This window comes from Spirosoma pollinicola, from assembly GCF_002831565.1.
Lineage (GTDB): Bacteria > Bacteroidota > Bacteroidia > Cytophagales > Spirosomataceae > Spirosoma > Spirosoma pollinicola.
The window spans coordinates 5,838,842-5,852,849 of the sequence record NZ_CP025096.1; the positions used below are offsets into that span (position 1 = coordinate 5,838,842).

Annotated in this window: 7 protein-coding genes; 3 read left to right on the forward strand and 4 right to left on the reverse strand. The window is 49.9% G+C overall.

Annotated elements, in window-relative coordinates; all coding sequences use genetic code 11:
* The first annotated feature begins 109 nt into the window (after window positions 1-109).
* The gene (locus tag CWM47_RS24580; RefSeq protein ID WP_100990850.1) at window positions 110-1,096 is read left to right on the forward strand and encodes an aldo/keto reductase; all 987 of its coding nucleotides are present in this window, start codon (window positions 110-112) and stop codon (window positions 1,094-1,096) included.
* A gap of 88 nt (window positions 1,097-1,184) precedes the next feature.
* On the opposite strand, the gene CWM47_RS24585 is transcribed toward CWM47_RS24580, so the two are convergent.
* From CWM47_RS24585 to CWM47_RS24600, 4 genes are all read right to left on the reverse strand, one after another.
* Window positions 1,185-2,210, reverse strand: coding sequence for a WD40/YVTN/BNR-like repeat-containing protein (locus tag CWM47_RS24585; RefSeq protein WP_100990852.1), 1,026 nt, complete (start codon window positions 2,208-2,210; stop codon window positions 1,185-1,187).
* Between the two features lie 68 nt (window positions 2,211-2,278).
* Window positions 2,279-2,788: a hypothetical protein gene (locus CWM47_RS24590; protein WP_100990854.1), complete on the reverse strand. Its 510-nt coding sequence runs from the start codon at window positions 2,786-2,788 to the stop codon at window positions 2,279-2,281.
* Between the two features lie 12 nt (window positions 2,789-2,800).
* Window positions 2,801-3,160: a hypothetical protein gene (locus CWM47_RS24595; protein WP_240625434.1), complete on the reverse strand. Its 360-nt coding sequence runs from the start codon at window positions 3,158-3,160 to the stop codon at window positions 2,801-2,803.
* Window positions 3,161-3,450: 290 nt separating this feature from the next.
* On the reverse strand, window positions 3,451-4,248 hold the full coding sequence (locus CWM47_RS24600; protein WP_100990858.1) for a Rossmann-like and DUF2520 domain-containing protein: 798 nt from the start codon (window positions 4,246-4,248) through the stop codon (window positions 3,451-3,453).
* Window positions 4,249-4,458: 210 nt separating this feature from the next.
* Here CWM47_RS24600 and CWM47_RS24605 point away from each other — a divergent pair, with 210 nt between their 5' ends.
* Both CWM47_RS24605 and sov read left to right on the forward strand, forming a co-directional pair.
* A complete protein-coding gene (locus tag CWM47_RS24605; RefSeq protein WP_100990860.1) occupies window positions 4,459-5,949 on the forward strand; it encodes a cellulose synthase family protein in 1,491 nt (496 codons plus the stop codon).
* Between the two features lie 308 nt (window positions 5,950-6,257).
* Window positions 6,258-13,967: a T9SS outer membrane translocon Sov/SprA gene (gene sov, locus CWM47_RS24610; RefSeq protein ID WP_100990862.1), complete on the forward strand. Its 7,710-nt coding sequence runs from the start codon at window positions 6,258-6,260 to the stop codon at window positions 13,965-13,967.
* Window positions 13,968-14,008: the final 41 nt, after the last annotated feature.

Genomic DNA, 14,008 nt, shown 5'->3' on the forward strand with positions numbered 1-14,008 from the left:
CTCCGGCAATGTTGACCCTGTTGGCCGCTAATTAAGTTAATGTGAAAACTCATGGCCAAAAACGAGGGTTATGTCTATTTGCCGAACTTGCCAGTAAATCGAAGAAATTATGAAGTATAGAACGCTTGGTACCACAAACGTGAAACTGTCAGCCATTGGTCTTGGCTGCATGGGTATGAACCATGCTTATGGTGAACCCAACGATAAAGAATCCATTGCCACACTGGAAAAAGCCCTTGAAATCGGTATCAACTTCTGGGATACGGCTGATGCCTATGCAAATGGTAAAAACGAAGAACTGGTCTCAACGGTACTGGTGCCTAACCGGAATAAGCTATTTATAGCTACCAAGTTCGGTTTTCGGGCTGGTGCCGATGGAAAACTTTCGGAGTTCGACGGTTCGCCGGCATATCTGAAAACAGCCGTTGAACGAAGCCTTAAGCGGTTGAAAACAGATGTGATCGATCTTTATTATGCCCACCGGATTGATCCGAATGTGCCCGTTGAAGATATGGTAGGCGCTATGGCCGATTTAGTGAAAGAAGGCAAAGTTCGTTTTCTGGGCTTGTCGGAAGCGTCGCCAAATTCGATCCGCAGGGCAAACGCCGTGCATCCTATCAGCGCGTTGCAGAGCGAATATTCCCTGCTGACGCGCGATGTTGAAACCGAAATTTTACCACTTTGTAAAGAGCTGGGTATTTCCTTTGTTCCCTTTAGTCCACTTGCGCGTGGACTGGTAACGAACGCCCTGAATGTAAGTGAGTTGCCTGATTCTGATTTCCGGAAAACACTGCCCCGTTACCAAAAGGAGCACGAAGAGAACAATAAAAGTCTGGCGCAGGGATTTGCCGATATGGCCGAAGCGAAAGGGTGTACACCTGCTCAGCTAGCTTTAGCGTGGGTGCTGGCACAGGGCGAAAACGTTATTCCGATTCCCGGTACCAAGCAACGGAAATACTTGCTCGATAATGCCGGAGCGGTTGATATTCAACTGAATACGCAGGACCTGGCAACCATCGAAACCGTGCTGGCAACCTTTCCAAATACCGGCGACCGTTACAATGAATCAAACTATAAGTTTGTGGACAGAAATTAAGCGAGTGGTAGCTATATTGCTGATTATAAGCCTATAAGGTCTCAAAGGCCTTATAGGCTTATTTGCTTGACTACTTATATTTCAGCCATTACTTAAAGCGCTGAACAGCCACTTTGCCTTTGGCTCCTACGGTATAACAAGTGCCTTTGGCGCAGGCCAGCGAGTGAAATCCGTCGGTATCAAGTCGTTGCCAGGTCTGGCCCTGATCGGCGGACAAGCTCGTACCTGAGGGACCAACGGTAAGTAATCGGTCGCCGGGGAGCAGGGCAATAGCTTCTTTCAGGCCGGGAGGATCGGTTTGCGCCATGAGTTCCCAGGTTTGTCCACCGTCGCGGGTAATGGCTGCATTTTGGCCGGGCTGCTGTTCCTGCTTGTAATTTCCACCGACAACCACACCAATTTTATCGCTGAAAAAACGCATCCCGAAAAGGCCCGTTGCTTCACCTGCCGGCAGGGGTGTGTTGCTTACTGTCCAGCTTCGTCCACGGTCTTTGGACCGATACACGCGTCCGGATACACCACCGCCAGAGGCAATCCAGACGTTACGTTTCCCCTGCACAACAAGGCAGGTGCCGCTGGCCGCAAAAGCCGCTTCATTCGGTTCCATGAGGGGTAGGCTGGCAGGAGGCACAGGTTGCCATGTTTTGCCGCCATCGTCGGTAGTCAGGATAAACCACTTTTTGTCTATGGGGTCGCTGAAGACAATGCCGTGCTGGTCATCCCAGAAGTCGATACCATCGAAAAAGACGCCCGTTTGCTGCGTCTGGTACAGTAGCGTCCAGTTTTGACCGCCGTCTGTTGTTTTATAGAGTCGTGCCTGTCCCTTTTCGGCAGGTCCGGCGCTCATGAGGTAGGCTGTTTGGGCGTCAATAGCCTGTACATCGCGAAAATCGCAGGTTTGGGCATCGGGAACAGTGCCTGTTTTCCAGGATTTTCCTCCATCTACAGTGCGTAGAAACGTGCCTTTTGTACCGCCAATCCAGGCGATATCAGGTCCGGCTACGCTAACCGCTCGGAAACTGGCATCGGTATCAACGGTTTGGGGTTGCCACTGCGAAAGGGCAGGTAAGCTGAGCGTTAAGCTACAGGCTAAATAGAGAATGAGGTGTTTCATTGCAAATCAATTGGCTGCAAAATGGAGATTTTTCTGGTGAAAGCCAGCCAACTAATCTGAATATGGGTTTACGGCCTGGCGTTTGGGGCCGCTGGAGTCGTCTGCTGGGTTGTCGCTTTAAGGCGAATAAGCTCCTGCTCTTGGCTACTGGCTTTGAAATAATAGTAGAGACCAAGAATCAGAAACACTTTCGACAAGATGAAAATGGCGATGAACGCGGTACGCCAGTTTTTGTGAACACGGATATGTGTGTTATCTACTTCTACATTAATGTAGGATTGCTCTGTTGAGTGGGTATTCGTCGATTTTGGGTCAGGGCGCGTATAGCTGGTCTCTTCCCATTTCTCGATTTGCGTTTCGCTGATACGCAGCGACAGTTTTTCCCGAATACCGGGTGGGGGAGGCACGGCATTTCGGAGGAAGTAGCCTTCCATATCCGTTTCGAGTTCGGTCAACTCAGCTTGTACGTCGGCATCCGTCGTCAAAAGTCGTTCTACTTCTTCCTTCTCTTCTTCTGTTGTCAGGCCTAACAGATACGCTTCGAGGATGCCACTTTTTAAATACGTATGAGTCTTCAAGGGCGGGTACAGTTAAGACGAACGGAGATCCTTAAAATAAACGTAAATAGATTTCATCACATTCGTCCGGGACAAATGTAGCTTTTCTGCAATTGCGTCGGGTGTATAGCCCTGGCAAAACGATAAATCGAAAACGACTTTTTCCACTGTATCGTTCATGTCTACAACAGGTCTTAGCCTTTTGGTGTCGTCATTGTTAGGTACTGGTCGGGCGGCAAGGGCTTTCGTTCTGGCTAGTCGAATGATTTCACCAGCGGCATGCGAAGGATCGTCAACGCATGCCTTTAACTCAGGCGACGAAAACAAATTGATCAATACGGCCTGAGCGATTTGGGTTTGTGGAATAATCCGTAGAATTACCCCATATGCCATCGACCCATAGCGGTCATATAACGTTAAATGATCTGCGTGTCTTATAACTTCCTGAGAAGTAGACTTTTTCTCGACCTGTTTCATTACGCCCCTCACCCACATTCAGTAAGAGGCAATGGCTCCTTACCACAGGTAGTGTTTTTATAAGATTAGTAATATATGATTGAAAATTTATATAAACATGATCAATTTTGTGTAAAAAACAAAAGAAACGTAAACATAACTTAACCAATGCGCTGAATTTCTGTGATGAATGGCTGTGTTGGCCAAAAGGGTGACTAGTTAGTTGGCTAGCGGTATTGGTTCCGAATACTATTGGTCAGTAACTGATATATTTCGGCCAGTTTGGGCTGGTTGCTTAAATAGGCCAGGTGGGTTTCAATGGTTGTCAGGTCGCCCCGGCGTGCGGGCCCTGTCTGAACATCTGCCGGGTTGGAAGCGGCAAGCCCTTTTCGAAAGGTTTCGGTAATGAGCGGCCGAAGTAAATCGAAATCAAGCCCATCCTGCATAGTGAGCTCGCTTGCCAATGTGAGCAGGTGATTGGTGAAGTTACTGGCAAAAACAGCGGCAACGTGTAGTGTTCGGCGTTCCTCGCTGGTAATGATATAAACGATGTCGCTGATCTCCTGCCCCAGTTGAACCAACGTATCTTCTGTGGTACTGTCGGTAGCTTCGATGCAAAGCGGAATCTCGTCGAATTGCATAAACGATTGCCCTTTTGTAAACGTCTGGAGTGGGTAAAAAACGCCGGTTCGAACGGGTACATCGCTATAAATAGCCAGCCAATGCGCCAGCGATTGAAGTGGGCGTGCGCCGGATGTATGTACGACAATGGCGTTTTCGGGTAATACCAGTTGCGAGCAAACGCTTTCGAGCGCATCGTCGGGAATAGCCAGAACAAATAAGTGCGACGGGCTATCGGCAAAGTTCAGCTCCGAGTGTGTATGAGCGTCGTACAAATTACTCACCAACTGACGGGCGTGTTTAAGCTGGTGGCTATACACTTCGTTGATGTGATGACCAGCGTTTTCGAGAGCCGGAGCGAGGTGCCAAGCGAGGTTGCCAGCACCGATAAACGAAATTTCCATGCTCAAGTATAGGCTATTTTACCCGAATCTGAATCCAAACCGCTGCATTGTTCGCCTGCGAATGGCCGGTTAACCACCTCAATAGCGTGTTGCATTGCCTAACTAGGTAGGCCAATTGCTAACTATTTGACTGTTTAACCAGTTACTCATTGGCTCACTCTACTAGTCAAGTAGCGTAATGGGCACAAATAAAGTCTCGCCTTCGTCAATATGGAAATTTTGGTCCTACTGTTATACGCTGTAGCCTTACTGTTGCTGTTCGTATATAACTGCGGTCAATTAAGTCTGATAATCATTTATTTGCGTTCAGAAAAAAAACGACGGGCTTTGGCTCAGTCTACGAATACAATCCCGCCGGATGAGCTTCCCAGCGTGACGATTCAACTACCCGTTTACAATGAGCTGTACGTAGTTGAACGGCTCATTGATGCCGTGGTGAAATTGCAATACCCAATCGACAAGCTCGATATTCAGGTTCTGGATGATTCGACAGATGAAACGGTCGCTATTATTGCCCGAAAAATAGCCGATTACAAACGCCTGGGATTCGATATTGAACACATTCGCCGTCCTGAGCGAAAGGGCTTTAAAGCGGGGGCACTAGCCTATGGCCTTACGATAGCGAAAGGCGAGTTGATGGCTATTTTCGATGCCGACTTTGTGCCTGATCCTGAGTTTCTGCTCAAGACCATTCCGCACTTTTCCGACCCGAAAGTCGCTATCGTACAAACCCGCTGGGAACACCTGAATGAAGATTTTTCGCTGATCACGCAATTGCAGGCTTTTGGCCTCAATGCCCACTTTACAGTGGAGCAAAGCGGTCGGTATGCGGCTGGTTTGCTGGCAAATTTTAATGGGACGGGGGGCGTCTGGCGTAAGGCTGCTATTGTTGATGCGGGTGGCTGGCAAAGCGATACCCTCACAGAAGATCTGGACTTGAGTTACCGGGCGCAACTGCGGGGCTGGAAGTTCGTTTACCGCGAAGATGTTGGCTCCCCCGCTGAACTGCCTGTGGCAATGAATGCGCTCAAGTCGCAGCAATATCGCTGGATGAAGGGCGCTGCTGAATGCGCCCGGAAACTGTTCGTGAACGTGCTCAAATCGCCGAGGGTGTCGTTAACGATGAAACTGCACGCCTTCTTTCATCTCTTCAGTAGTGCCACTTTCATTCTGGTGCTCATTCTGGGCGTTATGAGTGTGCCCCTGATCTACATTCGAAACCAGCATCCTGAGTGGGAGTGGGTCTTTGTGGTCATTAACCTGTTTCAGTTTAACCTGTTGATTCTAATTACCTTCTATGGTATTCCCGTCTGGTTTTTGAAAGGAGCCAACAAAGCCCGGCTGGCCTGGTATTTTCCGATGTACTCATCCCTTATGATGGGCTTATCGCTGCATAATACCATTGCCGTTATTGAAGGCTATATGGGGCGGAAAACGCCCTTCGTGCGTACCCCAAAGTTTAATGTTATGACAGCCGCCGATAGTTGGGCGGCTAATAAATACATCAGCCGCCGAATAAGCTGGCTCACTGTTGCCGAAGGGTTTCTGGCTTTGTATTTTTTGGGAGGTCTTGTTCTGGCCGTTTATATTCAGGACTTCCGTATGTTCTTCCTTCACATTATGCTCATGGTTGGCTTCGGTATGGTCACCATCTACTCGCTCGTTCAGGCAGTAAATCGTTCAGCACCAGTGCGTGCCTGAATCGTTGGCATTCCTTATCAGCCATCTCTAAAATTCATGTTTGGGCCAGACTAGCCAGAATCTGGCTTGGTAATTGTACGGGTTAAAACGTAGTATGCACGTTACCAGAATAGAAAAAAGTAGAAAGGTCGATGCTGTTGTTCGTATGCCATTTGCTTAATGCTTACTTTTGTTATCGACTCGTGCAAAAACGAAACAAACTACTGTTTTAAAAAATCTATCAGTCACTTAGACGATTGGCCCATTTTTGGCCGTTTGATAGGAGAACGTACCATACGATACTAATTCTGAACACGAAAGTACCCTCAATGGTGAACCCCTACTTTGTTCACAGTCCTGTTGTTAGCCATTTTATTCCCACCGTCAGCCGACTTCTGTTTATTCCAAATGGGTGGCTAGTATTGGGTTGCTGGCTACTATTGGGTCTGGGTGTCAGTCTGGGACAAGACCAACAACCCCCTAAGGCACCTGCCCGGCGGGGCACTACCAGCCGACGACAACAAGCTGTTACGGATTCGGCGCGTGCCGATGCGCGTCGACGTGCTATCATGCGTGCCGACTCGGCAAAACAGGCTATTCAGGATCGAAATGATAGTATTCGGGCCTTGCGCAGTGCCGGCCGGCGACCAACCGTTAACTGGCCCGACCGCCGGGCTACGCGGTTTTCGGAACGATCATCAAAATCACCGTTTATTCTTCGTGACCCTAAAGGCGTCGCTACCGATTTTCGGCTTGGTCCCGATGGGGATATTGCCGTTACGGAGCGGGTACGCTCGGGCGTGTCGTTGTCGGGTGCGCCCATGAGCAATACCGCTACCGGTACATCGCCTGTGTCGGGCACCGGGGTGGCGGGTGCAGCGCCATCTACCCAGCCGGGGGGAGCCATCCAGCCCGGAGCCATTTTGCCGCCTTCTCAATTTGGTTTGCCGTATCGGCCTGCCGAAACGATTCCATTTTCGACCTATAATCAACTTCAGAATCAGCGGGTAGAGCAAAATATCTGGCGGGAATACAGTGCGAAACGCGATGGACAAAGTGCATTGAGCGGTCGCGGATTAACGCCTAAACTCGAATTGCCACCGGTGATCGACCGGCTTTTTGGCGGTAGTCAGGTAGATTTCAAGCCCAATGGATTCGTTATGCTCGATATTGGGTATCGCTATCAGTTGGTAGATAACCCTGCCCTTCCGCTGTTGCAACGCCGGAACGGAGGTATCATATTCGATCAGCAAATCAACATTAACTTCAACGGGAAGATTGGTGAAAAACTGGGTATACTGGCCAATTTTGACACCAAAGCCAGCTTTAACTTTGAGAATGCCCTTAAGCTGAATTATAAGCCGGGAGGGGGCTTGCCTGCCTTAGGATCAGGACAGGGTTTGCCGGGTATGCCTAATTTGCCGAGCGTCCCTAATTTACCCGGAGTGCCCAATTTACCCGGCATGCCGGGTATGCCAGATGTCAACGGCTCAATTCCTAAATTTACCCCTCAGAACGAAAATATATTGCAGGGGCTTGAAGTCGGGAATATTAGCTGGGCCGTAAACAGCCAGTTGATTCCGGGCGTACAAAACCTGTTCGGTATTAAAACCCAGCTACGGTTTGGCCGACTGAATGCAACTGTGGTGGCATCGCAGCAGCGATCGCGTAAAAACGAGATTGTCTTGAGGGGCGGTACGTCTAACCGGCCGTTTGAAATCCGTGCCGATCAGTATGACGAAAATCGACACTTTTTCCTGTCGCAGTTTTTTCGGGCCAATTACGAAGCATCGCTGAAAACATTGCCGCAGGTAACCTCGGGGGTAAATATTACCCGTGTAGAGGTGTATGTAACGAACCGCACTAACACCACCGAGTCGCTGCGGAACATTGCCGGTTTTCAGGATTTAGGAGAAGGCAACCCCTACAGTCAGACTAATCCGATTCTATCGCCCTTTTCGCGAAACAACCGTACCCCAACAGATAATGCGGCCAATGGTCTGTTCGGCAGACTAACCGGAAGTGCTGCCAATAATGGATTCCGGCAGGTAGATCAAACGAATGATGTGTTGACGGGCAGCAGCTATCAACTGGCCAAAGGGACAGATTACGACCTGTTGCGCGGAGCTAAACGCCTGACCGACCGTGAGTATAAACTTCAGCCCGAACTGGGCTATATCTCGCTGGTAACGGCCCTTCGGAATGACGAAATTCTGGCGGTTGCCTACGAATATACCTACCAGGGTCGGCGCTACAAAGTCGGGGAGTTGACAGAAGATTATCAGTCGCGCCAGAATAACGAGGTGCTGGTCCTGAAACTGCTTAAATCGGCCACACTGCGCAATAATCTTCAGTTGCCTATGTGGAACCTGATGATGAAAAACATCTATTCCCTTCCAACGGCGCAGATTACCCGGCAGGGATTTCAGTTACGGGTTATCTACAAAGACGATCTAACTGGCATCGACAACCCGAACTTACAGGAGGGAGCCATACAAAATATTCCGCTGGTGCAGGTGTTTGGTATGGATAGGCTCAACCAGCAGTTAGATGCCCAGCCCGATGGTAATTTTGATTTCGTGGAGGGGCTGACCATCGACAGTCGGTATGGAAAAATTATCTTTCCGACGCTGGAGCCGTTCGGTTCGTATCTGGCCTCGAAGCTGGGCAACGATGCCGCCTTGAGGTCCAAGTATGTTTTCGATCAATTGTACCGGACAACCCTAACCGATGCCCAGCAAATTGCCGACAAAAATAAGTTCTTCCTGAAAGGTGCCTATCAATCGGGAAACGGTGCCGAAGTGCAATTGCCATTGGGGGTCAGTGATCAATCCATTACCGTAACGGCCGGTGGTGTGCCGCTGGTTACCGGACAGGATTATGTTTTTGAATCCCAAACGGGTCGGTTGCGCATTATTAATGAAAGCGTGACCAATTCTGGCCGCGAGATCCGAATCAGTTACGAACAGCCAGATTTATTTCAGAATCAGATTCGAACCCTTGTGGGTACCCGTCTGGATTATACCGTAAACCGGGATGCAAGCATTGGTCTGACGGCCATGCACATGAAAGAGACCCCGGCAGGTTTCCTAACACGTGTGGCCCTTGGCAACGAGCCGGTCAACAATACGATTCTGGGCCTTAACGCCAATATTCGCAAAGATGCGCCCGGTTTAACCCGCCTGCTCGATGCGCTGCCGGGTGTGCAGACCAAAGCCCTGTCGACGGTGCAGATCAATGCCGAGGTCGCCCAGCTTTTTCCGGGAACTAACCAAAAAGCCCGTAATGAAAGCTATCTGGACGATTTTGAGGCCGCCCGCACCATATTCGATCTTACCCGCCAACCAACGCGCTGGCGGCTGGGAGCCACCCCTCAGCGCCAGCAGGCACCTATATTCCAGCAGGGTTCATTTGCCGATCCACTGCCGTTTGCCTACAACCGCGCCCGAATGTCGGTCTATACCGTTGACCCTAGTATTTTTAGCTCCGCAGGGTCGCTGGGTGTAGCCTCAAATATTGATCTGGACGACGTAAATGCCCACGTGTATGAACGTCCGTTTTTGCCGCAGGATTTGTTTCCGGGACGCTCGGCCAGGGTCGTACAGCTACCCGAAAGTATTCTGGACGTATCGTATTTTCCGTCCGAGCGGGGAATGTATAACTACAATACCAACCTGGATGCCAACGGTAACCTGCCTAATCCAAGACAAAACTTCGGGGCTGTAACACGGGCTATTTCTTCGGATATTGATTTCGATAATGCCAACATCGAAAACGTGACCTTCTGGCTCATGGACCCCTTTGTAACGGGAGCCGCCGGGGTAGTGCGTGGCAGCAACGTCGATACTAAAAATAAGAACAACACCACCGGCGGTAAGCTTTTCTTCAACCTCGGCGATATTTCGGAAGATGTCATTAAAGATGGTCGGTATGAGTTCGAGAATGGTTTTCCGGCCAGCGCCGATACGGCCAGTAACCGGATTGGGGGCGTTCAGACAACAAGCTGGGGGAAAGCGCCAACACAGCAGTTTGTTACAAACGCCTTCCAGAGTGGTGTTCGTGATCGGCAGGATATCGGGCTGGATGGGCTGAGTAGTCAGCCGACTATTCCGGATGGCGTTACCTCAGAACAGGACTTTTTTAGAAATTACCTGAACACCATCAGGACGCGGGTAACTGATCCCACCGCGCTGGCCGAAATTCAACAAGATCCTTCCGGCGACGATTTTAAATTCTATTTGGGCGACGAAGCCGACCAGCAAAAATACATTGTAGCGCGGTACAAACGGTTTATGGGTATGGAAAACAACTCGCCCGAAAACACCAGCACCAACCAGTATCTAACACCAGCATCCTCCACACTGCCTGATATTGAAGACCTCAATATCGACAACACCATCAACGACAACGAGGCCTATTACGAGTATGAAGTAGACCTGCGGCCCGGTAAGTTGGCCGTGGGACAAAAATACATTGTCGATAAAGTAACCGTCCCCTCCAAAAATGCACCCGGTGGCGTTGTTACCTGGTATCAGTTCCGGATTCCAATTCGGGAGCCGTCGGGGAAAGTGGGCAGCATTAACGGCTTTAAATCCATGCGCTTTATGCGTATGTACATGACCGATTTTGCCGAGCCTGTTGTGCTTCGTTTTGCCGAATTGCAAATGGAAGCCAACCAGTACCGCAAATACACCGGCGACCTGACCCAGCGCGGTTTGCAGGAAGTCCCTGAACCATACGATGCCAACTTTACGGTCTCGACTGTTAACGTCGAAGAAAACAGCAGCACACAAACAAGTGCGGTTGGTGGAGATAAATATACATACACGGTGCCGCCGAATTATGTTCGCGACCGCGATTATACCCAGCCGAATGTAGTTGAGCTTAATGAGCAGTCGATGCGCCTGAGCGTCACGAACCTGCGCGATGGCGACTCGCGCGGTGCCTTTCGCAACACAAATTTCAATTTGCTGTTTCGGGAGCGGATCAAAATGTTCGTACACATGCACAATCCAGATCGGGAGAGCCTGCCGGGTGTATCGACCTTTGTGCGGCTCGGCACCGATTATACCGAAAACTATTACGAGATCGAGATTCCTAACCTCATTAGTACCCAGCCTGGTAACCAGACATCCGAGACCGTCTGGCCTTCTTCCAATGAACTGGATCTGGCTCTGGAAGAACTTATTAACCTGAAAGCGAATCGAAACCGTCAGTTCACCCGTCGAACGTCGTTGCCCTACACGGAGCAGTCGACAACAGGCCGTTATTTACTCACGGTGGTGGGAAACCCGGATTTGAGTTCGGTGCAGTCGGTCATGATCGGGGTTCGTAATCCAAAAATTTCCGGCGACGGCGAACGGCCCAGAACGTTCACGGTGTGGGTCGATGAGTTCCGGGCCTATGGCTACGATCAGCACGCGGGTATGGCGGCCATTGGTTCGGTAAATATGAAGCTGGCCGATATCGGTACCCTCACCGCGTCGGGCCGAATCACGACCTTTGGCTTTGGTGGCGTGCAGACGCGCATTGGCGAACGGGCACTCGAAACCACTACCGAAATGGGCTTTTCGTCGGCTCTGTCGATTGATAAATTTCTGCCTGCCAGTTGGGGTCTTCGCATACCGCTTTACGTTAACTATGACCATCGGAATGTTGACCCGCACTTCGATCCGCTCGACCCTGATACACCGCTGGAAACGTCCCTCTCGACAAAATCCGAGGCCGACCGGGCCAGTTACCGCCAATTAGTACAGGACAATACAACCCGACGAGGGTACAATTTCTCGAATGTGAGAAAGGTGAAAACCGATCCAAATGCGAAAGCACACTTCTGGGATATTGAAAATTTTGCCTTTACCTATGCGTTCAACGACGCTAAGCGAACCAACATTCTCACGCAGGAATACCTCCAGCAACAGCATAAGGGCGGTATTGCGTATACGTTCAGCAGTCAGGCGAAGCCCTTTGAGCCTTTCCGCAATGTGGCTTCCTTTGAGGCTCCCTACTTGCGCTGGCTCAAGGATTTTAACATAACCTTGCTTCCTACGCTGGTGTCTATTCGGTCGGACATGGACCGGAGTTTTATAAAAACACAACTTCGCTCATCCGATTTGACGACCAACGGGATTGTGCCTCAATTCGAGAAGTACTTTTTGTTTAATCGGTACTACGACCTCACTTGGAACCTGACACGTAGTTTGGTTCTGACCTACCATGCGCAGGCGAATGCCATAATTGATGAACCCGCCGGTGATATCAACACCCAGGCCAAGCGCGACTCGATCATCAACAGCATTAAGCATTTAGGTCGGATGAAAAACTTTGTGCAGGACATCCGGGCTACATACCGTCTGCCGTTGGACAAGATTCCGTTGCTCGACTGGATTGCCGCCGATGCCATCTATGGCGTAGGTTACCAGTTTCAGGCCAACTCCTATGGCGTTGTCGATTCGCTGGGTGTGCCGTTTGGCAACGTTCTGCGCAACAATCGTGAGCAGGGTATTACGGGGCGGGTGGATTTAATTCGGTTATATAACAAGATCCGGTATCTGCGCTTTGCCAATACGCCGTCGCCCGTTCGGAAAAACTTTGCCCGCAACCCCGGCGATTTTGAAGATATCGAGCGGAGTGAAAGTAAAATACTCAAGAACTTTACGCGGGCTTTGCTAACCGTACGCGGCATTAATTTCTCGTATACCCGGCAAGAGTCTACCATTCTGCCCGGTTTTCTGCCAACGCCCAAACTGTTCGGGTTAAGCGCTGATAATGCGCCGGGACTTGGATTTGTATTGGGTAATCAGGATCATAACATTATCTACAAAGCTGCCGATAAAGGCTGGCTTTCGCCAAGCACGGTATTGAATACGGCTTTCCAGCAAAACATTACCAAAAAGTTTACGGCAAGTACAACGCTGGAGCCGTTCAAAGACTTCCGAATGCAGATCAACTGGCGTCTCGATCGTACCGATGCTTATCAGGAATACTACCGGCCCGCTACCCAGGGAGGACCCTTCGAGACGCAGACCCCCGTGCGTAGTGGTCAATTCAGTATGTCTTTCTGGTCATTCAGGACGGCATTTGAGGGGCTTAGAAAAGATAACTCATCGCCTATTTTCGATCGGTTTGAAGCCTATCGGGACACGTTTATTAAACGATTGACAGCCGCCAGTCCGGAAGGGAAAGGACAATACAACAAAACATCGCAGGATGTCCTGATTCCGGCTTTTTTCGCTGCCTATAGCGGGCAGCCTGTCGAGAAAGCGCAGCTATCTCCTTTTTATAGTTTCCCGTTGCCAAACTGGACCGTTGCTTACAATGGCTTGTCGGGCCTGGAGTTCATAAAGAAGAAGTTTAGTGCCTTCACAATTAATCACAGCTATTCGTCAACCTATAGCGTGGGTAACTTTACATCGAACCTGGACTATGGGGCTGCTTATGTGAATCTGGCGGTACAGAACTTTGCACCGGGTACGATTCGTGATCAGACCGGCCAGTTGCTGCCATTATTTGCAAACCAGCTAAATCAATATGTTCCGATTGTGGCGATGAGTACCATCACGATGTCGGAAAAGTTCCAGCCGTTGATTGGTGTACAACTACAAACCAAGAGCCGCATAAACGGTCGGGTAGAGTATAGCCAAAGCCGGGATGTTGCCCTGAGTTTATCCAACTCGCAGGTAGCGGAATTCAGCACAAAAGATCTGATGGTTTCGCTGGGCTTTACCAAGCAAAACGTACGGATTCCATTCCGGATCAATGGGGCCTACAAACGTCTGAAAAACGACCTGAACTTCACCTGCAACTTAACCCTTCGCGATGCCCGCGATGTGCAGCGGAAGCTGGATGCCGAGTTTACTATTCTCAGTCGGTCTGTGTTGAATTTTCAGTTGAATCCGCAGCTTAGCTACATTGTTAACCGTCGGCTTAACTTTAACGTGTACTTTACGCGCTCGTTCAACGATCCATTTGTTTCCACGGTTTTCCCCCAGGCCACGACCTCGGGCGGTGTGCGCGTAAAGTTCAATCTGGCTGAGTAGAGAATTGCCAACAATACCCTTCGTTTGCCAGTTGCTTTACT